Below are 23,200 nucleotides of genomic sequence, written 5' to 3'. Positions count from 1 at the left end.
CATGGTAATTTGTACGAATGCTTGCTGAATAAATACTTAGTATTAAAATGAATGAAGAAAGGGAAATAATATGGATACTAAAATGAAAGCGAAAATAAAAAAATCGTTAGCCTTGATTGAAAAAGGGCATGATATAAAGATTCTATATGCAGTTGAATCTGGTAGCCGTGCCTGGGGGTTTCCATCTGAGGATAGTGATTATGATGTCCGTTTTATTTATGTTCATACAAAAGAATGGTATTTATCAATAGCTCCGAAACGTGATGTGATTGAATACCCTATTGATGATGAATTAGATATTAGTGGCTGGGATTTACAGAAAGCTTTAAAATTGTTACGAAAAAGCAATCCATCTTTAATCGAGTGGCTAAATTCATCAATTATTTATCTAGAAACGGGTGATTTAGCGAGCCAGTTAAGAACGTTAGCTCAAACTCACGTCTCACAAAAACAATTAATGTATCATTACTACCATATGGCTCGTGGCAACTTTCGCGATTATTTGCAAGGAGAGCATGTGAAAATCAAAAAATATTTTTATGTATTGCGACCAGTTTTAGCTTGTTTATGGTTAGAAAAATATCAAGAAGCACCTCCTGTTCTTTTTGATCAGTTATTGACGTTGCCAGATTTGGACTCAGAATTAATTGCGGAGGTCGAAGCCCTTTTGATTCGGAAAAAACGTGGGGATGAGCTCGATTTAGAAAACCAAAATCCTATTTTAAATCAATTTATTGAAGAGCAATTGACACAATTAGAAGTGATTTTAAAATCAGAAAAAGATCAGCCGTCAATGCTAAGCTATGCATTATTGGATGAACTTTTTACTAAATACATGTTGTAGCAAATAAAGGCGCAAAGGATGAGGATCCTGTGTGCCTTTATTTGCTGAATATCAAAGAAATAAAAATTGAAATACAGTGATTTTTACAAAAAATAAACTAATTCCTTCATTATATGTTCAAAAATAGCAAGTAATTAAAAAAAAGTTGAAATAATCATTGCACTTCACAGGTATTTGTATTAAAGTTAGAAAGATAGAGTTGTGAAACAAAAGTGTGTTTCACGTTATCAAAAAGGAGCGTGAATTCGTGAATCCAGAAGAATTTAAGGAAGCCCTTCTTGAAAAGGGAATTCCATTAACTGATAAACAAATGCATCAATTCAATCAGTACTTGAAGTTATTACAAGAGTGGAACGAAAAAATTAATTTAACTGCCATAACGGAAGAGGAAGAAGTGTATTTAAAGCATTTCTATGACTCAATCTTAGCTGGCTTATATGTGGATTTTAAAACAGGGGTCCAAAGCTTATGTGATGTAGGTGCTGGTGCTGGTTTTCCAAGCATCCCCCTAAAAATTGTCTTTCCGAGTTTATCGGTGACAATTGTTGATTCATTAAATAAACGTATCCAATTTTTAAATACGTTAGCAAATGAATTAGAATTAGAAGATGTTCATTTTTATCATGATCGTGCTGAAACATTTGGTCAAAACAAGCAGTTTCGTGAAAGCTTTGATTTTGTGACAGCCCGTGCAGTGGCAAAAATGAGTGTTCTGACGGAATTGTGTTTACCTTTAGTCAAAAAAGGTGGGCTTTTTATCGCGTTAAAAGCGAGCAATAGTGATGAAGAAATGAAGGAAGGCGACCGTGCTATTCGTTTATTAGGCGGTAAAGTTCGAGAAGACATTGTCTGTCAATTGCCTCGTGAAGCTGGAGAACGTCATATTATTTTAATTGATAAGAAGAAAGAAACACCAAAAACTTATCCAAGAAAACCAGGAACACCTAATCGTAAACCCTTATAATCAATTTGACAGTTACAACGACTATTACAAACGAAAAAAATTTGTTACAATAGTATTATTGGAATAGATGACTGAAGGAGAGAAAAAGATGGCTTTGTCTGATTTATTTGGTTCAGGAAAATCAAAAAAGAAAACTGAAGAAAAACTTGATAAAGTTGTGCCGGAAGTAGTCAATGATACTATTGTAAACGAAGAGGCGCATCAAACGATTCAACGAATTGAAGCGAAACAAATTATTCCCAATCGATTCCAACCACGTAAGATTTTTAACGAAGAGAAGTTAAATGAACTTGCTCGGACCATCCATATTCATGGGTTAATTCAACCAATTGTTATTCGGGAGTATGCACCTAATGAATATGAAATCATTGCTGGTGAACGTCGTTTTAGAGCGATGATGCTTTTGGAATGGACAGAAGTTCCAGCAATTGTCCAAGAGATGACGGATACCGAAACCGCATCAGTAGCGTTGATTGAAAATTTACAGCGGGAAGAACTGACTTCTATTGAAGAAGCCAAAGCGTATCAAGGATTGCTTGAGTTAAATGGGATTACTCAGGAAGCATTAGCTCAGAGAATTGGGAAAAGTCAATCTTTTGTAGCGAATAAATTACGTTTATTGAAGCTTTCTACTCCAGCTCAACAGGCCTTGTTAACGCAAGAGATTTCTGAACGTCATGGTCGAAGTTTATTAGCATTAGATGAAGAAAACCAGGGAATTGTAGTTAAAACAATTATTTCTGAAAAGTTAACCGTTAAAGAAACAGAAGAGTTGGTTAAAAAAATCATTGCTGAAAAAGCGGGACCTGAACAGCCTAAGAAAAAAAAGCGCAAAAAAGGAATCTCGAAAGATGTTCGTTTAGCGTTGAATACAATTAAAAAATCAATCACTATGGTAACAGATACAGGGATTGATATGAAAACCGAAGAAGAAGATTTAGAGGATGTCTATCGGATTACGATTGAAATTCCAAAAAGTAAAACCAATGACAAATAATGAGCGATAAATGAATTTCTTCATTTTGAAAGATGCGTAGGAGAATAAGCACGCATCTGCGGCCTATTCTCCTACGTATTTTTATCATATAACGCAGGACCATTAAATAGTTAGTCTGATTTAACAATCACGACTTCTCAATAAATTGGAGGAAAAACAATGGCACGAATTATATCAGTTGCAAACCAAAAAGGTGGCGTTGGAAAAACCACTACTACAGTTAATTTAGGTGCATGTTTAGCCTATTACGGTAAAAAAATACTACTTGTTGATATTGATGCCCAAGGAAATGCTACTAGTGGTTTAGGAGTGCGCAAAGCAGATGTTGAAAAAGATATCTATGATATTCTAGTCAATGAAACTCCAGTTGATGAAGTTGTACTTGAAACATCTCGGGAGAACTTATGGATTGTCCCAGCGACGATTCAATTGGCAGGTGCTGAAATTGAATTAACAACGCAAATGGCTCGTGAATCTCGATTGAAACAAGCTTTAGCCAAAGTCAGTGATGACTATGATTATATCTTGATTGATTGTCCTCCTTCCCTAGGCCATTTAACGATTAATGCTTTTACAGCTAGTGATTCGATTTTAATCCCAGTCCAATGTGAATACTATGCGTTAGAAGGGCTTAGCCAGTTATTAAATACTGTTCGACTGGTTCAAAAACATTTTAATCCTGATTTGAAAATTGAGGGAGTTTTACTAACTATGCTAGATGCCCGTACGAACTTAGGGTATGAAGTTGTTGATGAAGTCAAAAAATATTTCCGCGAGCGTGTTTATAAAACAATTATTCCGCGAAATATTCGTTTATCAGAAGCACCAAGTCACGGCTTATCTATTATTGATTACGATGCACGTTCAAGAGGCTCCGAAGTTTATTTAGAGTTAGCAAAGGAAGTGTTAGCACATGGCGAATAAAAATAGTAAAGGTTTAGGTAGGGGTATTGATGCGCTTTTTGGCGATTATTCTGAACTCGATGAGATTGATGTAACCAATGAAATGGTCAAAGAAATTCCACTAGAAGAAATTCGCCCGAATCCATATCAGCCACGTAAAACATTTGATGAAGAAGCCTTAAATGAACTTGCTGACTCGATTCGACAATCAGGCGTTTTTCAGCCGATTATTGTTCGTGAATCAACGATAAAAGGCTATGAAATCATTGCTGGCGAACGTCGTTTTAGAGCATCTAAGTTAGCTGGGAAAGCGACAGTTCCTGCAATCATTCGTGCGTTTGATGAAGAGAGAATGATGGAGGTTGCGGTTCTAGAAAACTTGCAACGTGAAGATTTGACCTCACTTGAGGAAGCTGAAGCATACGATATGCTGATGAAAAAATTAAAGTTAACTCAAGAAGAAGTTGCCAAACGTTTAGGAAAAAGTCGTCCTTACATTGCGAACTATTTGCGTTTATTAGGTTTGCCAGAGTCTGTCAAAAAAATGCTCCAAAGCGATGAGATTTCAATGGGACAAGCCAGAACTTTACTGGGCTTGAAAGATAAGCGCATGATTATTAAAATTGCCAATAAAGTTGTTCGTGATAATTTAACGGTTAGACAATTGGAACAATTAGTTAACCAGTTAAATCAGCCTAAAGAAGTCGAACAAAAGTCTAATAAAGCAGAGAAAAAACCTTACTATATCCGTGAAAGTGAAGATCGCTTGATGGATAAATTTGGTACAGCTGTTCAAATTAGTGACAAAGGCAATAAAGGTAAAATTGAAATTGAGTATTTATCAACAGATGACTTAACTAGAATTTTAGATATTCTAGAAATTCAATTTGATGATGAAGAATAAAGCTTGAATTTAGAATGAGTGGGTGTGATGAAGATGTATCAATTGAACGATAGCGTTGAGATGAAGAAGCCACATCCATGTGGCACAAATCGTTGGCTAATCATTCGAATGGGGATGGATATTCGAATCAAATGTGAGAAATGTGGTCATATGGTTCTAATGCCTAGAAGAGAATTTGAAAAGAAAATGAAAAAAGTATTACAAACAGCAGACACAAAATAAAAGAACTTAGAAAAGGATCGTGTGAATTAGATATGGCATTAACAGCAGGAATTGTAGGATTACCAAACGTAGGGAAATCAACCCTTTTTAACGCAATTACAAAGGCAGGGGTAGAAGCAGCAAACTATCCTTTTGCAACAATTGATCCAAATGTGGGCATGGTAGAAGTTCCAGATTACCGTTTAGCCCGTTTAACAGAATTAGTAACACCAAAGAAAACTGTTCCAACAACGTTTGAATTTACAGATATTGCTGGGATCGTAAAAGGCGCCAGTAAAGGTGAAGGATTAGGAAATAAATTCTTAAGTCATATTCGCCAAGTAGATGCAATTTGTCATGTTGTTCGTTGTTTTGATGACGAAAATATCACTCACGTTGATGGACGAATTGACCCGATTGCCGATATTGAAACCATTAATTTAGAATTGGTTTTAGCCGATTTAGAGTCTGTTGAAAAACGTCATGCACGAGTTGGAAAATTAGCTCGTACGAAAGACAAGGATGCATTAGCAGAATTTGCAGTTTTAGAAAAAATTAAACCTGTTTTAGAAGAAGGTAAATCTGCACGTACGATTGAGTTTAATGAAGAAGAAGCTAAAATTGTTAAAAGTCTATTTTTATTAACCATTAAACCCGTTTTATATGTAGCCAATGTTTCAGAAGATGAAATTGGAGATGCAGAAGAAAATGAATACGTGAAACAAGTTCGTGAATTTGCAGCAACTGAAAATTCAGGAGTAAATGTTATTTGTGCTCGTATTGAAGAAGAAATTGCAGAATTAGATGATGATGAAAAAGCTGAATTTTTAACTGAGTTAGGAATTAAAGAATCCGGTTTGGATCAATTAATTCGTTCAGCTTACGACTTATTAGGGCTAGCAACATACTTTACAGCTGGAGTACAAGAAGTTAGAGCATGGACATTCGTTAAAGGCATCAAAGCACCACAAGCAGCTGGAATTATCCATTCTGACTTTGAACATGGCTTTATCCGTGCTGAAACAGTCTCTTTTGCTGACTTAGATAAATATGAGAATATGGCAGCAGCAAAAGAAGCAGGTCGTGTTCGTTTAGAAGGTAAAGAATATATTGTGCAAGATGGGGATGTTATGTTATTCCGCTTTAATGTATAATATAGTAATAAAATGAATGGCGGAAATCAAAAAATGGTCTCAGCTACTCATCAGTTTAAATTTTGCCAAATGCAGCTTTAACGCATGTTGAAAGGGGCCTTACTACGTGGAACAAGATACACAAAAGAATGTAGAAATCCAAAATGAAGAGTTGTACCGAAAGTTAACGAAGCGTAACGAACAATATATGATGAGCCTAGATAAAGCTTTAGATGCGGCTAATCTAACCGAAGATCGTAAGCGCGAAATCTATAGCGAGATGTTACCAGTTTTAGTTGAGGGCCAAAAAACAGGTCAGACAGCGCGCCAATTATATGGAACGGTATCTGAACAAATTGGTAAAGTTTTAGATGGACCTAGAAAAGCTGAAGCTAATGCACCTTCTAAAGATTGGATGATTTTTGTTGACGGTGGGTTAATGATGGTAGCTTTAATGTCCTTAGTTATGGGGGCAACTGGTTTAATTGGAAAGAGCCAAGGTGGAAGTGAGATGGGAATTGCCACTCTTGCACTAAACTTTGTTGGTGGTGGTTTAGTAGTCCTACTAATTGCTAAAAACACACCTAATCGTGATGGTAGCAACAAGAAAAAAGGTGGAATTTTCCGCTATATCTTAGTTGTCGGAGCGGCGATGATGGCTTGGTTATTAATTATGACCTTCTCAATGGCCTTTTTACCGGCTTCAATCAACATTATCTTGCCACCAATCGGCTACTTAATTGTAGCAGCCGTAGCTTTTGCAGGGAAAATGTATTTCAAAAAAACATTCAATGTTCGTGGTGGAATTTTTTAATCAAGAAACAACAAGCACACTGTCATTTCGATGATGATGTGCTTTTTTTGTCTAAAGAATGAGTATAGATGTGTTAAATTATCCAAAATACGATTTATAGAGTATGATGTATTTAAGTTGAGAATAATTTTGTTATTTTATTAATTAGAAAGGTGGAAGAATCATAATGAAAATCACTAAAAAAATGGCACTGTTTTTAATGAGTATTGGGTTATTATTCATGAGTTTTTCGATGCGTGTATCTGCAGAGGAAAATCCATCCAATGTCGCGATATCTGCTGTAATACCTGACAATCAAATTGATAAGAATAAAACGTATTTTGATTTATTAATGACACCAGGTGAGGAACAAGAACTCGAGGTTGTTTTGACGAATAGCTCAGATGAAGCTATTACTATGGAATCATCTGTAAATTCAGCTATTACGAATGACAATGGCGTTGTAGACTATAGCCAAGCAAAACCTAAGTATGATAAAACGCTAAAGCATCCTCTTTCAAGTATTGCAACATTTGAAAAGGAGCAAGTGATTCCAGCTAACTCCAAGAAAACAATGAAGATTAAAATTAAAATGCCTGAAACGGAAATTAAAGGCATTATTGCTGGTGGAGTCTATTTATCAGCTAAAGATAATGAAGATGCAGCAAAAAACGGTGATTCAGGCGTACAAATAAAAAATAAATATGTGTATGTTGTTGGAATCCAATTACGCACTCGTGAAGATATTTCTGATGTGCAACCAGATTTAGTTTTAGATAAAAAATTAATTCAGCCAAAACAAGTCAATTATCGCAATTATTTAGGCATCAATTTGCAAAATAAAGAACCCGTATTTATCCGTGATTTAACTGTTGAAGCTAAGATTTATAAAAAAGGCAGTAACGAAGTTTTTGTTGAATCAAAAAATGAAAATTTAAAGATGGCGCCTAATTCAAATTTTAATTATGGCGTAAACTGGAATAATAAAGAGTTTGAAGCAGGGACATATCGTGCGAAAGTTACTGCAATTGCCAAAGATTATGACAATAAAACATGGAATTGGGATGAAGAGTTTACAATTACGGCAAAAGATGCAAAAGACTTAAATGAAAAAGCCATTGATCTTGAAGTCGAAAAAACACCAATCTGGATTTATTTTGCTATTGCTGGTGGGATTTTACTGCTATTAATTGTGATCATCTATCTGATTAAACGTCATATAGATAAGAAGAAAGAAGCGCAACGTAAAGCTCAGTTGCGTAAAAAAAGAGAACTGAAAAAGAAAAAAGAAGCACAAAAAAAGAGAGTACAACACAAAGAAAATGATTAAATCTAGTTAGTAAGTTAGAAGCAGTAAAGTGTTAGGGAGATATAAAGAATAAATCAAAGAGCTAACTCAAAAGATGGTAAATACACATCCTTTGAGTTAGCTTTTTTGGTTGTTATAATTAACCTTCTAAAACAGGTTCTTGACTTAAAACTGTTTCAAATTCAGCAATTTCATTTGAAATAATTCCGGTTCTATGGGCATGTTGTTCACGGGTATCAGCCGTTCTACCATGAGCTTTTTTAAAGCCATCTGTTTTTAGCCAAGCTTTTTGATTCGCTTCATTATCCCAACGACTTGTTACGACAATCTCTGAATAATCAGGATGAGTGTCTTTTTTGCGCCACAATTCAAATCCTAAAAAACCTTCAATTCCAGCGATACTAGCTTGTGCATGTCCACCATTAAAGCGTGTAACAACTTGATCTACATGCTCTTTTTCTATTTTAATTGTATTTGTAACAATAAACATAGTCTATTCCTCCTCTTCATTTTGCTGTTGCAAGTAAGTAATTGTATTAATTGAGAGCGATTCTCAATTAAAGGAACTTAAAAATAAGTATAGCTAGTTAAAAGAGTGTTGTCAATCATTAAAAGTATTGAATTATCAAGGTTTATTGTTACTAATTACACATGATATACTTAAATTGAGACTAGTATTTATAAATAACGAGATACTCCAATTGAAAAAATTATACCGTAACTCTAAAATCCATTTCAAATTCAGAGCCAGTTAGGAATTTTTAGATCAATAGTTGCTTAGAGAAATCGTTTTATTTTTACCATATCACTATCAGTAAAATAAAGTTTTATGTTATACTATAGTTAAAGTTTGTGAGTTGATTAACGGATTTAAATAACCTTAAATCAAACTAACTGACAAATTAAAATTAGTAATGGAGGGTTATAGTTATGAAAATGAAAAAAATAGCATTTATTGCTTCAGTTTTATTGTTATCAATTGGAGTTGCAGCTTGTGGAAATGGTTCGAAAGATTCAAAAGATTCATCTTCAAAAGCAGCTTCATCAGCTAGTTCTGAAGAAGTTGTAACAGGAGCATCAATTAGTGATAAACCTGAGGATATCATCCATGGTTTAGGACCAGATGGTAACTGGATTTTTGCATTAACTGGCGATGCTAAGTTAACAGAAGATTTAGTTGTATCAGGAACTTTTTACGATAAAAATGACAAATCAAGTGATGTTTACCGTAAATTAGCTTTATACACACAAGATGCAGATAAAAAAGTAACAGGCGAATTCAAATTAACTGTACCAAAAATGATTGTTGAATCACCAAACTTTAAAATCCAAAACGGAACAATTGTTGGTGATGTACAAGTTTCTGCAGAAGGTTTTGAATTAGCTGACTCTACAGTTGAAGGAAATGTAACTTTTGATACGCAAGAATTGAAAGATTCTGCTAAATTAGATACAGGTAAAGTAACTGGAACAGTTGAAGTTGCTAAATAATTAAGTGAATGAATCAAAACTTGATTGGCACCTATTTTTTAGGTAAACCAATCAAGTTTTTTTGTATGACTAATTTAGATACTGACGACTATTTTAAATAAATGTTAAGGGGGAGAAGGGAATGAGTTTACAAGAACAAGTTAATTCAGGGAAACCATATGACGATTTTTCTACAGAAGCAGTTTTGGCTCGTGATGTTGCTAAGGGATTAACGCGGAAATATAATAATAAAATCAACTTAGAAGGTACTTATGATCTAAGTATCCTGACAGAGCTTCTTGGCAAGCATGGTCAACAATGTATGATAGAATCTAATTTTAGATGTGAATTTGGCTTTAATATCTCGATAGGTGAGAATTTTTTTGCCAATTACGATTTAATTATTTTAGACTGTAACCAAGTTACAATTGGAAATGATGTCTTATTTGGGCCAAGGGTGGGGTTATACGCAGCCAATCATGCTCAGAACCCAATTGATCGTGCAGCTGGAGAAGTCTATTCAAAACCCATCGTAATTGGCAATAAGGTCTGGCTTTGTGGAGACGTATCAGTAGCTCCCGGAGTGACGATTGGTGATAATAGCATTATTGGAACTGGAAGTGTTGTTACTAAGGACATTCCTGCCAATGTTGTTGCTGCAGGAAACCCATGTAGAGTGATTAAAAGTATCGTTGATGAATAAAAAGATAGCAAAAAAGCATCTTACTCAAAAAATGAGTAAAATGCTTTTTCACTGTTAAGCTAAATCTGTCCCATTACTAGCAATTACTTGTTTATACCAATTAAATGAATCCTTACGAGAACGTTCCAGTGTTCCGTTGCCGTAGTCATCTTGATCTACATAAATAAATCCATAACGCTTAGACATTTCATTCGTACTCGCGCTGATTAAGTCAATACATCCCCAAGGTGTATAGCCGATTAGATCGACGCCGTCTTTAATCGCTTCAGACATTTGCTCAATATGTTGGCGCAAATAATCAATACGATACGAATCATGGATACTACCATCTTCCTCAACTGTATCATACGCCCCTAGTCCATTTTCAACAATAAATAGCGGTACTTGATAACGATCATACATTTTATTTAACGTAATACGTAAACCTTTAGGGTCAATTTGCCAGCCCCAGTCACTTGATTCCAAGTATGGGTTTTTCAGACCGCTCATAAAGTTTCCAACAACTTGTTGCTTCGTAGGATCACCACTTTGAACCATAGACATATAGTAGCTGAAAGAAAGGAAATCAACTGTGTGGAGCAACAATAATTCTTCATCACCTGGTTCCATTTCAATAGTGATATTCTTTTCTTCAAAAAAACGATCCATATAGCTTGGATAGTAGCCACGTACTTGAACATCCGTATAGAACAAGTTTGCATGATCCTCTTCCAAAGCTCGTTGCACATCATCTGGATTACACGTTTCAGCATAAGATTCCATCCGAGCCAACATGCATCCAATCATTGAATCAGGGATAATCTCATGTCCAGCTTTAACGGCACGAGCGCTCGCTACAAATTGATGGTGCGTTCCTTGATAGGCTGCTTGCATATGATTTTCATAGGTTCCAGCTAAAATCCCACCGCCAATGTAAGGACTCATTGCCATCACATTGATTTCATTAAAGGTTAACCAATATTTCACTTTATCTTTATAGCGTTTAAAAACAGTTTCAGCATAATGCACAAAGAAATCAATCACTTTTCGATTAGCCCAACCACCATATTCAGTGGCCAAATGTAACGGCATTTCATAATGAGAAAGAGTCACTAAAGGCTCGATATCATATTTTAGACACTCATCAAAAACTTTATCATAGAAAGCTAAACCAGCTTCATTTGGTTCCGTTTCATCCCCATTAGGAAAAATACGTGGCCAAGAAATTGATAAACGGAACGTCTTAAAACCCATTTCAGCAAAGAGAGCAATATCCTCCTTATAACGGTGATAAAAATCAATACCGCGGCGTTTCGGAAAATTATCGCCCATTTTTCCAGCCAAAGCATCCTCAATTTGTTCCTTCGTATAATCAGATAAAAGTGGACCAGTACGATCTTCCTTTGGTGTAAAAGTAACCATATCAAAAGTTGATAGACCTTTCCCATCAACATCAAAAGCTCCCTCTAATTGGTTTGCTGCAGTAGCGCCACCCCATAAAAAATCCGCTGGAAATTGTGTTTTGATACTCATCGATAAATACCCCTCTCTTATTCATTTAATAGAAGGCTGAGAGAAAAATCTCAGCCTTCAGATAATGTTTTCTTATGCAAACTCTTCGTCTTTAAAACCAAGAACATAGGTAAAGACAAAACCTAGAATCATGCCGACAACACAGGCGATAACTGCGCCCCATAGACCCATATCAAGACCAGCTGGGTTGATATAACTTGGGAAAGCAAAGATACCTAAACCACCCATAATATAGCCAGTAGTATTGAAGAATCCTAGAATACCACCACCGATAGCAGCTGCTGCACAACTTGCGTAGAATGGTTTTTTCAGTGGTAAAGTCACACCATAGATTGCAGGTTCAGTTACTCCAAAGATACCTGAGATAAAGGCTGGAATAGCCAACGTTTTAAGTTTTTGATTTTTAGTTTTCATCCAAACCGCTAAAACAGCACCGATTTGAGCAAATGATGCAGCAAGAGTCATTGCTAGAATTGGATCGCCATTACCAGAAGCAATGTTGTTCATAGCAATTGGAACTAGACCCCAATGTAATCCGAAAATAACAAATACTTGCCAGAAACCACCAAGTAATAAACCAGCAACAACTGGACTTAAGTCATAAATGGCACCAGTCGCAGCTCCTAATAGCATACCTGCCCATGTAGCAATTGGTCCAATAACTAAGAAAGTTAAAGGCACAATAACTAGTAAAGTACAAAATGGAACTAAGAAATTACGAACAACACTTGGAATGACTTTAGTAAAGAATTTTTCGACTTTACTTGAAACAAAAACAGCAAGGATAATTGGAATAACAGATGAAGCATAGCTCATCATAATTACTGGAATTCCTAAGAAAGTAATTTTAATTGGAGATTCAAGCAATGTTCCTTGGAACAATGTGTAAAGTACCGGCATATCTGCTCCCATAACAGCAGCAATAGCAGGATATAACATTGATACCCCAATACTCATTCCAATAAATGGATTCCCACCAAATTTCTTACTTGCAGTATACCCAAGAAAGACAGGTAGAGAATAGAACAATGCATCACCAGTTGCTTGTAAAATAATATAAGTGCCGGACGTACTATCTAGCCATTTTAAGGCTACAAATAAAGCCACAAAACCTTTAATCATACCTGTTGCAGATAAAACACCTAAGATTGGTGTGAAAATTCCTGAAATCATATCGATAAAACGATCGAACAAACTACCTTTTGGTCCGTCATCGGCATCTGATGTATCCATACTATCATCAGTTGATAAGCCGCCGACTTTTAAAACTTCTGCAAAAACTTCAGGTACATGTGTGCCGATAACGACTTGATATTGACCGCCACTTTGCATAACGGTTACAACGCCGTCCATTTTCTTAATTTCTTCGGTTTTAGCAATGCTTTCATCTTTCAATTTGAAACGTAAACGAGTGACACAATGGAAAACACTTTTGACGTTTTCTTTCCCGCCAATTTTATCAAGAATATCTGTTGCTAAATCAGTGTACTTAGCCATTTTTTCCTACCTCCATTTTTTAGGTGTTCACTATTTTGAACAAAAAAAACCTAAACTGATTTGAAGTCGACAGGAATCCCTGCGTTTCAAATCAGCTTAGGTTTTGCCCAGAATTGGTAACAATCCTATCTGATGAATTCATAATACCAGTTGATGAAACTTAATGCAAGCGTTTTCTTTAAAAAGATAAAAAATAAATTTTAAATTAGTGGTATAGTCGCTATTTTTTCACTAAAATAGAATTTTTTTATAAAAAGACACATATTCGCTGGAATATGTGTCTTCAAGATATCTTAAGGCTTAAATTTAGCGGTTATAATAAAGAGCTAGCCCAGTTTTCGATAGGTTGCCTAGTTGCTATTCGTAAAGGTTGTTCTAAATCACGATGTCCTAATCGATAATTCGCAATTAGTTCATAATTACTAGGGAAACCAAGTTCATTTGAGAGGGTAGAATCTAAAATGAAGGGACTTGTTGCCCAAAATCCAACTAGATCCTGCTCCCAAGCAAGGAGTGAAAAGTTTTGAATCAAAGCAGAAGTGGCTTCAATTGAATCATAGTTTTTCCTAGGATTATCCACAAATATCTCACGAGCAAATAAAATTGTTGCAGGTGCTCCTAGGATTAAACGTGTCATTTTGGTAGTCATTCGTTCCCGTGTTTGCTCATCAATAATAACCTGATTGCGTTCATAGCTAGCAATAATTCGCTCATATAACCATTCTTTTTCAGCTTCAGTTGTGACAATTTTTGCTACCCAAGGCTCGTTCTTGCCATGGTATGGTGCGTAGCTAGCTTTTTCTAGCAAAGTAAAAATTTCTTCGGGAGAAATGGGTGTATCTAAGCTCGTTTTTGAGGTGCGACGAGATATAATCGTATCGGAAATAGATTGTTTCATGATTAAACACTCCTTAATAGTAGTATATTGGAACGGACCTAAATAAAAAATAGTCAATCCAAACAGATAATTGAGAAGTATTCTCAATTGGTTAAGTTCTATAGTAACGGAAATTAAAATTAAGTGCAAGTAATAAAAAATATGTATAGTTTCAATCTATAATGGTTATTTTCTAATCATAGTAATAAATTGTTAATTTGTACGATTTTAAAAATATTTACTTAATATTTTACGAAAACAGCTATTATAACTATCTTAATAATGGCGTGTCAGTTACAATAGGATAAAGATATAATTAAAAAGTATAGAAAGAAAGGGTGGAGTAAGTATATGCAAAAACAAATAGGGGATGTTGTAAAAGAGGCACGCAAAGCTAAAAGAATGACACAAAAAGAATTAGCTAATGGTATTTGTACGCAAGCAACAGTTAGTAATCTAGAAAATAATAATAGCGTCCCAGCGGTGCGGACATTATTAGCAATCGGAGAGCGCTTAAAAATTGATTTTTCTGATCTATCAGAGTATCTCCCAGTTTCAGAAAATGGACATCGCGAATTATTTTATCAAGTCAAAGAACTTTTTAAAAAATTAAAATACAAAGAAGCTAAGGATTTATTGCTTAAAAAAATTAAGGTAAAAGACTTAACAGAATCTATTGATGTCAAAGAATATAATTATTATATGGGAATGGCGAGTTTGATGGGGAACAAAAATTTTTCTGATGCTCACTATCACTTTAACTTAAGTATGCAAGCAAGTACAAATAAAAACGTAGATATTCTGGATTCATTGACGACCAACGGAATTGCAGTCGCCTACTTTATGGCGAATGAATTAGATAAGTCAAAGTATTATTTTGAAAAATCTTTAGCTCAATTAGAAGAAATTAGAAAATCGGACGTTCAATTTTCTGATATTGCAGAAAGTATTAAGATTTATTACAATTCAGCCAAATATTATTCTGCAGTCAAAAACTATACTAAAGCGATTGAACTGTGTTCAGCTGGAATTAAATTGCAAAAAGAAGACGGTAGTATTCATGGATTGGAGCTTTTACTGTATGAAAAGGGGATTAATCTTTGTAAACAAGGCAAAATAGAAGATGGTGCGCATATTTTTTATTTAGCCGTCGCACTTTGTGAATTAAATGATCGTAAAGATTTGATTCAAACAATTAAAAAAGACAGCGAAGAATATAAAATCGAATCGCTTGTATTTAGTTATAAAATCTAAAAATTGACTGAACACCCTCTGAAATAGGAGGGTGTTTTTTGTTGTAATCAACATAGATATTTAAACTCCAGATACTCTCCACATTAGCTACATATAGACTGCAGATTACCTTGTTACACTAGGCTTACAAATAAATGAATGGGTGGGAATAAAGTATGAAAAAAAATATACTAGCAAGTTTAATTTTAGTAGTGGGTATGACAAGTTTATTAGCAGGATGTGGTGGCAGTAAAAAAGACTCAGAAGCTGAGAACATGGGAGCAACAGTAACGAATGGCAAGGGTGCAGTCACAGAAACTAAAGAAGGTGGTACTGTATTTAAATCAGAAGATGGTGGAGAAGCCCAATTTAACGAAAGTCCACAAGAAGCTCAAAAAGCAAAATAGAAAGGAGGCTTAAGCCGAGATGAAAAAAAAGAAGCCAATAAAATTAATAAGTAGTGTTGTAATTGTACTAGCAATCATAGCTGGCAGTATTTTTTATTTTACACGCAGTCAAAGCAATGCAAATTCTTTAAGTCAGAAGCTGATTCCACAAACAGTTAAAGAATTATCTGGTGATGGAAACAAAGGGTCCAATTTTTTATTAACAGGAAGTGTCGCGCCAAATCAAATCAGTAAATTAACTTTAGATAATTCAAAAGGAACAGTATCAGAAGTCCACGTGAAGGAAGGCGATTCTGTTGTTAAAGGTCAAAAACTCTACACCTATCAAAATCCAGATGGCGAATTAGCCTTAAAAGAAGCGCAGTTGACTGTCACAAATCAAGCGAACGATTTAGAACAAAAACGTTCAGATGCTAGTTTGAAATGGGAACAACACAATAAAAAACAGGCTGATTTAGATAAGCTAACAACAAAATATAACCAAGCAGGAGCAGAAGAAAAAGAAACATTAAAACAAGAAAAAACACAGTTAGAAACAGAAGTAGCGCAAGCGAAATCTGATGCTCGTACGGCAGATTCATTAATTGGAACTGCTGAAATTGAGCTAGAAAAAGCACAATTAGGTGTAACAAATGCAGAAAAAAAATATGGTTCTAATGATGTTTTAGCTGAAGTTGACGGAGTGGTGAAAAAAGTTGATACTGATCAAATGAATAAGTCTGTTGCTGAAGGCAACAAAGAGACGTTTATGGAAATTACGGACACATCAAGTTTATACGTAAATGGCCAGGTTGATGAATTTAATAAAGATCAGTTGGCAATTGATCAACCTGTTAAAATCATTGACCGGACAGATGAGAAGAAGGTTTGGAGTGGAAAAATAAGCAAAGTGGGAAATCTAGCAGCAGAATCTGGTGGAGACGATGAAAAAAAAGAAGAAGAAAATCCCAATCTGTCTAAGTATCCTTTTAAAGTTATTTTTGATCCAACGGATACTCCTCCACCTTTAGGACGTCATATGTATGTTGAAGTTTTACCAAAAGGAGATGAAGCCAACAAGGTGAAATTACCTTTAGACTTTGTTATTCAAGAGGGCAAAGAATCCTATGTGTGGCTCGTTAAAAAAGGCAAAATTGAAAAAAGTAAAATTGAAGCTGGTGAACCGGATAAAGAAACCAATACAGTTGAAATTACAAAAGGCTTAACTGAAGAAGACCAGATTGTTTATCCCTATTCCACTTTGAAAGCTGGAATGGAGGTTGGCTCAGATGTTAAAATTAACTAATATTTATAAATCTTATTGGCAAGCAGATTCCGAAGTTGAAATTTTGAAAAATATTAATTTATCCATTGAAGCTGGTGAATATGTTTCAATCATGGGACCATCTGGTTCAGGTAAATCGACTTTGATGAATATTCTCGGTTGCTTAGATAAACCAACAAGAGGGGATTACTTAATTGAGAACACAGATGTTTCTTCATTGAAAGACTATGAACTATCTGATTTACGCAATGAAAGCATTGGTTTTGTTTTTCAAAATTTTAATTTAATGCCCCGTTTAACAGCTTTACAAAATGTTGAATTGCCTTTAGTTTACGGAAAAGTTTCTAAAGCAGAGCGCAAAGAGCGAGGGATTGCTGCTTTAAAACAAGTGGGTTTAGAAGAGCGGATGCATTTTAAACCAGCTGAACTTTCAGGTGGGCAGAAACAGCGGGTGGCAGTTGCTCGCGCGTTAGTTACCAATGCTAACTTTATTTTGGCAGATGAACCAACCGGAGCATTAGATTCAAAAACGAGTGAGCAGATTATGGATTTATTTTCTGAATTAAACAAGAATGGAAAAACGATCATAGTCATTACTCATGAGCAAGAAGTAGCAGATTATACAAAACGAAAAATTATTTTACGCGATGGGCTCATTACAAAGGATGAACGGAGTGTGACGGCATATGTTGGAAAATCTTAGTTTATCTTTACAATCCATTTGGGCGCATAAATTACGTTCGATTTTGACGATGTTAGGTGTAATTATTGGTATTGCTGCAATAATTTCAATTTTCAGCATTATCGAAGGAAATACGGCAAACATGAAAAAACAAATTATGGGTGGTCCGAATAATACCATGAATGTTGATTTTGGACCTGCAAGCCAATTTTCTGGAAGTATGGGTATGGGTGGAAATGGAAACGAAAAAAAGCCTAATTATTTACCGATATTCACAGCAGAACAAATGGATCAAGTTAGACAAACGCCAGGAATCAAAAATGCTAGTCTTACCTATCAAAAATCAGCATCTATTTTTCGGGGTTCCAAGTCTGTTAATTCAGAGATAAAAGCTATGGATAAAAATTATTTTGATATGCTACCTCAAAAATTAACGGCTGGAAGATTTTTTACAGAGACGGACTATAAAGGGCAAAACCAGGTTGTTATGTTAGACAAAACGGCCTATGAAAATCTATTTCCAGAAGAAGATGGAATTGGTAAAATTGTTGAACTTAATGGAACTCCATTCAAGGTTATAGGCGTTGTAGAAGATCCAGAAGCAAATAACGAGATAAGTAGCGGTGGAGGCATGATGACTATGGCTATGGGTGGTGGAGAAAATGGAAAAGCGTATGTTCCATTAACTCAATGGCCTAAAGTAGCTGGTGAAATTAACCCAACACCAGCTGTGATTGTTCAAGGAGAGGATACAGATGGATTAAAACCTGCTGCAGAAAAAGTGGCTATGCTTTTAAATGGTTTTATTCCTCAATCGGATTATGTTTTTGGGATAATGAATCTAGAAGATTTTGAAAAACAAATGGATGAATTCAATCGTTCAGAGTTTTATTTGTTAGCAGGTATTGCTAGTATCTCTCTTTTAGTTGGTGGAATTGGTGTAATGAATATTATGCTCGTTTCAGTGACAGAAAGAACACGAGAAATTGGTGTGAAAAAAGCGTTAGGAGCTAGACGTAAAGTTATTTTGTTACAATTTTTGACTGAATCTGTCACGTTAACCTTTATTGGAGGTATAACTGGAATTTTATTTGGCTTAATTGCCGGAAAAGGGATTACGTCGGCTTTGAACTATCCATACATGGTTTCTTGGCTAGCGATTATAGGTAGTATGGCATTTTGTTCAATTATCGGAATCGTATTTGGGTTAATGCCAGCAATTAAAGCATCTAAATTAGACCCAATTGAAGCTTTGCGTTATGATTAGGTTGAGCTTTTAGTGTGGGGTTGGTAAAATAAAAGCTATAAGCTTTTTAAATAAGGAACCGAGGAAGGAGTTGGGTTTATGCAGAAAAGAATTTTGGTAGTCGAAGATGATGAGATGACGAATAAAGTCATTGCTAATTTTTTAGCTGAACAAAATTTTACTGTTTTCTCAGCGCTAGATGGGCAAGCAGGTTGGGATATTTTCCAAAAGGAAACTCTAGATTTAATTATCTTAGACATTATGCTTCCCAAAATCGATGGTTTAGCGTTGCTGGCTCAATTTAGAGAAGTTTCTCAAATTCCAATTATTATGCTAACCGCACTAGATGATGAATACACACAGGTAGTTAGTTATAGTAATCTAATTGACGATTACGTGACCAAGCCTTTTTCGCCTACGATTTTGGTTAAACGAGTTGAAGCGGTGCTCCGTAGAAACGTGCAAGAGGAAGAAAATAGCGGGAAAATTAAATACGGTGAGTTAACAATTGACTTAGATGCTTGCACTGTTGAAAATCAATCTGAAGCAGTTAATTTAACAAAAAAAGAATACGATATTGTTACACAATTAATTAGCCGTAAAGGCAAAGTAGTGACTCGTGAGCAATTGATGGATCAAATTTGGGGCTATGACTATAACCCTAGTGACCGGATTATTGATACCCATATAAAAAATATTCGTAAAAAATTACCCGGTATTGAAATTAGAACGGTCAAAGGAACTGGCTATGCAATCGAGGCAGAGCTATGAGAATCAGAACGAAAAATTTTCTCTTCACGTCGGGAATTATTATTATTGTTGTGACATTAGCTTTTGGTTTGCTTTATTGGATTATGCCCGGATATTATCAGCAAAAAAAAGAATCGGAACTATCTAAAATTATGGAGGATGTTGCTAAACAGATTGAAGGCAAAACAATTAGTGAGACTACTGAAATTTTAGATAAGACAGGCTTGGAAACTGGAGCAGTATGGACCTTGATAAACGGAGAGGACCAATTGATTTATCCAGATGGTCAACTATTAAGTGTCACTCAAGCTGTGAATACCAATGAAGTAGTCGTTAGAGATGATTCTAGTTTTGGGAATGTAACTGAAGGTGGAGCAGCTCAACCCTTAATCACTGCTATGAACATTCAAACGAATGATCTGGGAAATTGGGGGGATGTTATTCAGAAGTATAAATACTTTGTTGATAATGAAGGACAAGTTTATAAGTTAAATGCGATTCGAACTCTCCAACCAATTGATGAAGCAAAAGGCGTATTACTCGATATTTATCCTTGGATTCTGGCTGTAAGTTTTTTAATTGGTGGAATCGGAGCGTTTATCTATTCCTATTACTCCACAAAGCGGATTTATCAGTTATCGATGATTACAAAACAAATGACTGAAATGAATGAAACAACTCGTTGTCCAGTAGTTGGGAAAGATGAAGTCAGCACATTGGCAACCGATATTAATTATCTTTATGGCAACTTACTGACAACAATTGAACAATTGAACCAAGAAATTGAGTTAACTGCTGAGATTGAGCGCTCTAAAGCTGAATTTATGCGGATTGCTTCTCATGAATTAAAAACACCGATTACGGCAATGTCAGGCATTGTTGAGGGAATGCTATATAATGTGGGGGAATTTAAAGATCGCGATCATTATCTAGCTATTTGCAAAGAGATTTTAGCTACTCAAAGCCAGTTAGTGAAGGATATATTATATATATCACGACTGGAAATGATTGAAGGAGCAAGTGAAAGAGAGATATTTTCAGTTTCTGAATTAGTTGAAAAAGAAGTCTTACCAGTTTTTGAACTGATGGCAAAAACAAAAAAATACAAGCTGGAGACTAAGATAGAACCAGTCCAGATTGAAGGCGTTCGTGAAGATTTGAAGAGAGTACTTATGAATCTGCTTAGTAATGCTTTACAATATACTTCAGAAAATGGTCGGATTGTTGTTACCTTAAATGAAGCTGGCTTCGCATTAGAAAATGAATGTGAACCACTGACGTCGGATGATTTGAGTAAAGTCTTTGCCGCTTTTTATCGCCCAGATTATGCGCGAGCTAGAAAAGACGGTGGGACGGGTTTAGGCCTGTATATTGTTGGACAATTACTAGAACGGGATCACTTAACCTATTCTTTTGAGCCAACAAAACAAAAAAATGGCATGGTTTTTAAAATTAAGTGGTAAAAAACTGTTTCCAGAAGGTAAAACCGAACGATTTTTTTTATCAGGAAATTCATATATGAGAAAAGGATGAATAAAACTAAATTGTTTTATTCGTCCTTTTTTGCGCGTGAATATCTTTTTACCAGTTTTTTTGATATAAACACGAACATTAAAAGTTTTATATTGTTTTTAATTTGGTTTTTCTATTGAAAAAACAGTGTAAATTGATTATACTATAAAAGTCGTTTTGTTAATTAATCACTACGTTATTCCTTTCTGAAAAATTAATGTACGTTTTTAAGGACGATTTTAAATAAAGAATATCTCAATGAGCATTTTATTTAGTCTAGCTCTTATGCACCAACGCTTTGGAAAAAGACATTTTTCTTAGAATTTCCTATTTTCTAGTCGAGGCTAAGACTGCGAGTGCAACATTCTATAAAAGGAGGAACCTACCATGAAAAAAAGCATACCTTATCTAATCTTAGCGCCAGGGTTGATTCTTTTGATTTTCTTTTTAGTGATGCCTTTGGTTTCAATTTTATTGCCAACCGTTTTTGAAGGTGGTTTTTCACTAACAGCTTATCAACAGTTTTTTAGCGATAGCTACAACATTAGTATTTTCATTCGGACTATAAGAGTATCCTTAATTGTGACGCTCATCTCAGCCTTATGTGGGGTTCCAACAGCTTACTATATTGCGCGAAGTCCTAAAAAATGGCGCAGCTTGTTAATGGCTTTGACACTTTTTCCCTTGCTGACGAACTCAGTTATTCGGAGCTTTGCTTGGATTAACATCTTAGGCCAAAATGGAGTTATTAATAATTTTTTACTTAGTATCGGCGTAATCAAACAACCAATCGTTATGCTGTATACAGAATTCTCGATTATCGTGGGGTCCATTTACTTATTTTTACCAATTATGGTGATGACCTTAGTTGGAGTAGTTGAAAATATTGATCCAGAAATTATGGAAGCCGCTGAAACCTTAGGTGCCAATCGGTTTTCAGCCTTTATGAAAGTTATTTTACCCTTAAGTATTCCAGGAATTATCGTCGGCAGTGTTCTCGTATTTACCGGAACACTAACCGCCTACACAACACCACAATTATTAGGTGGCAATAAAAATATGCTTTTAGCAACATTTCTCTACCAAAAAGCAATGGCATTAGGCGATTGGTCCGGAGCGAGTGTGATCGCATTCGTGATGATCGTGACCACTATCGTTGTGATGCGCGTCTTCAACTGGATTGCCGGAAAAGCAGATAAGAGAGGTGAACTAAATGCGTAAACAAAGAGGCTTAACCCTATTCGTCGGACTAGTATTCGCTTTTCTCTTCCTACCATTAGTGCTGATTGCGATTACCTCATTTGGCGAAAATGCTACAATCCAATTCCCAATCGAAGGCTTTACCTTTAAATGGTATCAAAACATCTTCGTGTCAGAGGCTTTTGTCGATGGTTTTCTGCTGAGTTTAGAAATTGGACTTCTAGCCACAGTACTTGCTTTGATTATTGGTGTGCCAGCAGCATACGCTTTAGCGAGACATGGGATTAAAGGACGGAAATGGTTAAAGAGCTTTTTCTTATCACCAACGATTGTACCAGGAATCGTAGTTGGGTATTCTTTATTTCAATTTGTTGTAATTCAACTTCAATTACCTGTCTTCCAAGGCCTATTACTTGGCCATTTCTTAATTAGCTTGCCTTACATTATTCGAGTAGTTGGCTCAAGCTTAGAACAACTTGATTTTTCCATTGAAGAAGTTGCTTGGACCTTAGGCTGTACCCGGACTAGGGCTTTTATCCGGATTGTATTGCCGAATATTACATCAGGAATTTTTGCTTCCTTTATGCTAGCATTTATCAATTCCTTCAATAATATTCCTGTCTCAATGTTTTTATCTGGTCCAGGAGTCACAACCTTACCAACATCTTTACTAAACTATATTGAATATAATTATGATCCAACTGTTTCAGCTATCTCCGTTTTATTAATGATTGGAACGATTGTGCTGATGTATATTATTGAAAAAACCTTAGGCTTAGCTGCTATTGCATAACCAAAA

The 23,200-nt window shown here is 35.3% G+C and carries 24 protein-coding genes; 20 read left to right on the top strand and 4 right to left on the bottom strand.

Annotation, left to right across the window (positions count from 1 at the left end):
- Positions 1–70: 70 nt before the first annotated feature.
- The 9 genes from MHI00_RS15895 (at position 71) to MHI00_RS15855 (ending at position 8,069) form a co-directional block, all read left to right on the top strand.
- Positions 71–844, top strand: a complete 774-nt coding sequence (locus MHI00_RS15895) for a nucleotidyltransferase domain-containing protein (protein WP_341114846.1) — start codon at positions 71–73, stop codon at positions 842–844.
- A 247-nt stretch (positions 845–1,091) separates the two neighbouring features.
- Positions 1,092–1,808, top strand: coding sequence for a 16S rRNA (guanine(527)-N(7))-methyltransferase RsmG (gene rsmG / locus MHI00_RS15890; protein ID WP_229252432.1), 717 nt, complete (start codon positions 1,092–1,094; stop codon positions 1,806–1,808).
- Positions 1,809–1,896: 88 nt separating this feature from the next.
- Positions 1,897–2,805: a nucleoid occlusion protein gene (noc, locus tag MHI00_RS15885; RefSeq protein WP_010051881.1), complete on the top strand. Its 909-nt coding sequence runs from the start codon at positions 1,897–1,899 to the stop codon at positions 2,803–2,805.
- A gap of 159 nt (positions 2,806–2,964) precedes the next feature.
- The gene (locus MHI00_RS15880) at positions 2,965–3,729 is read left to right on the top strand and encodes a ParA family protein (protein ID WP_010051883.1); all 765 of its coding nucleotides are present in this window, start codon (positions 2,965–2,967) and stop codon (positions 3,727–3,729) included.
- Positions 3,719–4,612 carry a ParB/RepB/Spo0J family partition protein gene (locus MHI00_RS15875; protein WP_015077828.1) on the top strand — a complete coding sequence of 298 codons (894 nt, stop codon included), beginning with the start codon at positions 3,719–3,721 and terminating at the stop codon, positions 4,610–4,612. The genes MHI00_RS15880 and MHI00_RS15875 overlap by 11 nt, the downstream gene beginning before the upstream one ends.
- A gap of 33 nt (positions 4,613–4,645) precedes the next feature.
- Positions 4,646–4,834: a DUF951 domain-containing protein gene (locus MHI00_RS15870; RefSeq protein ID WP_010051885.1), complete on the top strand. Its 189-nt coding sequence runs from the start codon at positions 4,646–4,648 to the stop codon at positions 4,832–4,834.
- A 32-nt stretch (positions 4,835–4,866) separates the two neighbouring features.
- A complete protein-coding gene (gene ychF / locus MHI00_RS15865; protein ID WP_010051886.1) occupies positions 4,867–5,967 on the top strand; it encodes a redox-regulated ATPase YchF in 1,101 nt (366 codons plus the stop codon).
- Positions 5,968–6,073: 106 nt separating this feature from the next.
- Positions 6,074–6,760 (top strand): DUF1129 domain-containing protein, encoded by a 687-nt coding sequence (locus MHI00_RS15860; RefSeq protein ID WP_015077826.1) that lies wholly within the window; start codon positions 6,074–6,076, stop codon positions 6,758–6,760.
- Positions 6,761–6,926: 166 nt separating this feature from the next.
- Positions 6,927–8,069, top strand: a complete 1,143-nt coding sequence (locus MHI00_RS15855) for a DUF916 and DUF3324 domain-containing protein (RefSeq protein WP_341114840.1) — start codon at positions 6,927–6,929, stop codon at positions 8,067–8,069.
- A 118-nt stretch (positions 8,070–8,187) separates the two neighbouring features.
- Here the strand turns inward: MHI00_RS15855 and MHI00_RS15850 are convergent, their stop codons facing one another.
- The gene (locus MHI00_RS15850; protein ID WP_010051889.1) at positions 8,188–8,538 is read right to left on the bottom strand and encodes an antibiotic biosynthesis monooxygenase; all 351 of its coding nucleotides are present in this window, start codon (positions 8,536–8,538) and stop codon (positions 8,188–8,190) included.
- Between the two features lie 440 nt (positions 8,539–8,978).
- On the opposite strand from MHI00_RS15850, the gene MHI00_RS15845 reads away from it, so the two are divergent.
- Together MHI00_RS15845 and MHI00_RS15840 are read left to right on the top strand one after the other, a co-directional pair.
- Positions 8,979–9,539, top strand: coding sequence for a hypothetical protein (locus MHI00_RS15845; RefSeq protein ID WP_010051891.1), 561 nt, complete (start codon positions 8,979–8,981; stop codon positions 9,537–9,539).
- Positions 9,540–9,660: 121 nt separating this feature from the next.
- The gene (locus MHI00_RS15840) at positions 9,661–10,221 is read left to right on the top strand and encodes a sugar O-acetyltransferase (RefSeq protein ID WP_010051893.1); all 561 of its coding nucleotides are present in this window, start codon (positions 9,661–9,663) and stop codon (positions 10,219–10,221) included.
- A gap of 54 nt (positions 10,222–10,275) precedes the next feature.
- On the opposite strand, the gene MHI00_RS15835 is transcribed toward MHI00_RS15840, so the two are convergent.
- From MHI00_RS15835 to MHI00_RS15825, 3 genes are all read right to left on the bottom strand, one after another.
- Positions 10,276–11,733 (bottom strand): glycoside hydrolase family 1 protein, encoded by a 1,458-nt coding sequence (locus MHI00_RS15835; protein ID WP_332629656.1) that lies wholly within the window; start codon positions 11,731–11,733, stop codon positions 10,276–10,278.
- A 72-nt stretch (positions 11,734–11,805) separates the two neighbouring features.
- Positions 11,806–13,230 (bottom strand): PTS transporter subunit EIIC, encoded by a 1,425-nt coding sequence (locus MHI00_RS15830; protein ID WP_010051896.1) that lies wholly within the window; start codon positions 13,228–13,230, stop codon positions 11,806–11,808.
- A 313-nt stretch (positions 13,231–13,543) separates the two neighbouring features.
- Positions 13,544–14,128, bottom strand: a complete 585-nt coding sequence (locus MHI00_RS15825; RefSeq protein WP_187958218.1) for a nitroreductase family protein — start codon at positions 14,126–14,128, stop codon at positions 13,544–13,546.
- A gap of 330 nt (positions 14,129–14,458) precedes the next feature.
- On the opposite strand from MHI00_RS15825, the gene MHI00_RS15820 reads away from it, so the two are divergent.
- The 9 genes from MHI00_RS15820 (at position 14,459) to MHI00_RS15780 (ending at position 23,194) form a co-directional block, all read left to right on the top strand.
- A complete protein-coding gene (locus MHI00_RS15820) occupies positions 14,459–15,361 on the top strand; it encodes a helix-turn-helix domain-containing protein (protein ID WP_187958217.1) in 903 nt (300 codons plus the stop codon).
- A 155-nt stretch (positions 15,362–15,516) separates the two neighbouring features.
- A complete protein-coding gene (locus MHI00_RS15815) occupies positions 15,517–15,747 on the top strand; it encodes a hypothetical protein (RefSeq protein ID WP_010051899.1) in 231 nt (76 codons plus the stop codon).
- 19 nt (positions 15,748–15,766) lie between these two features.
- Entirely contained in the window at positions 15,767–17,032 is a 1,266-nt protein-coding gene (locus MHI00_RS15810; protein WP_135057478.1) for an efflux RND transporter periplasmic adaptor subunit, read from the top strand.
- On the top strand, positions 17,016–17,714 hold the full coding sequence (locus MHI00_RS15805) for an ABC transporter ATP-binding protein (RefSeq protein ID WP_015077818.1): 699 nt from the start codon (positions 17,016–17,018) through the stop codon (positions 17,712–17,714). Before MHI00_RS15810 ends, MHI00_RS15805 begins: the two co-directional genes overlap by 17 nt.
- Entirely contained in the window at positions 17,701–18,960 is a 1,260-nt protein-coding gene (locus tag MHI00_RS15800) for an ABC transporter permease (RefSeq protein ID WP_187958225.1), read from the top strand. Before MHI00_RS15805 ends, MHI00_RS15800 begins: the two co-directional genes overlap by 14 nt.
- 78 nt (positions 18,961–19,038) lie before the next feature.
- The gene (locus MHI00_RS15795) at positions 19,039–19,710 is read left to right on the top strand and encodes a response regulator transcription factor (protein ID WP_187958216.1); all 672 of its coding nucleotides are present in this window, start codon (positions 19,039–19,041) and stop codon (positions 19,708–19,710) included.
- Positions 19,707–21,152: a sensor histidine kinase gene (locus MHI00_RS15790; protein ID WP_187958215.1), complete on the top strand. Its 1,446-nt coding sequence runs from the start codon at positions 19,707–19,709 to the stop codon at positions 21,150–21,152. Before MHI00_RS15795 ends, MHI00_RS15790 begins: the two co-directional genes overlap by 4 nt.
- Before the next feature lie 436 nt (positions 21,153–21,588).
- A complete protein-coding gene (locus MHI00_RS15785) occupies positions 21,589–22,422 on the top strand; it encodes an ABC transporter permease (RefSeq protein ID WP_010051965.1) in 834 nt (277 codons plus the stop codon).
- Complete coding sequence (locus tag MHI00_RS15780) at positions 22,415–23,194, top strand: ABC transporter permease (RefSeq protein WP_010051966.1); 780 nt, start codon at positions 22,415–22,417, stop codon at positions 23,192–23,194. The genes MHI00_RS15785 and MHI00_RS15780 overlap by 8 nt, the downstream gene beginning before the upstream one ends.
- Positions 23,195–23,200: the final 6 nt, after the last annotated feature.

Source organism: Carnobacterium sp. FSL E2-0243 (assembly GCF_038003605.1).
Lineage (GTDB): Bacteria > Bacillota > Bacilli > Lactobacillales > Carnobacteriaceae > Carnobacterium > Carnobacterium maltaromaticum.
This window is presented reverse-complemented; position numbering and strand designations above follow the sequence as displayed.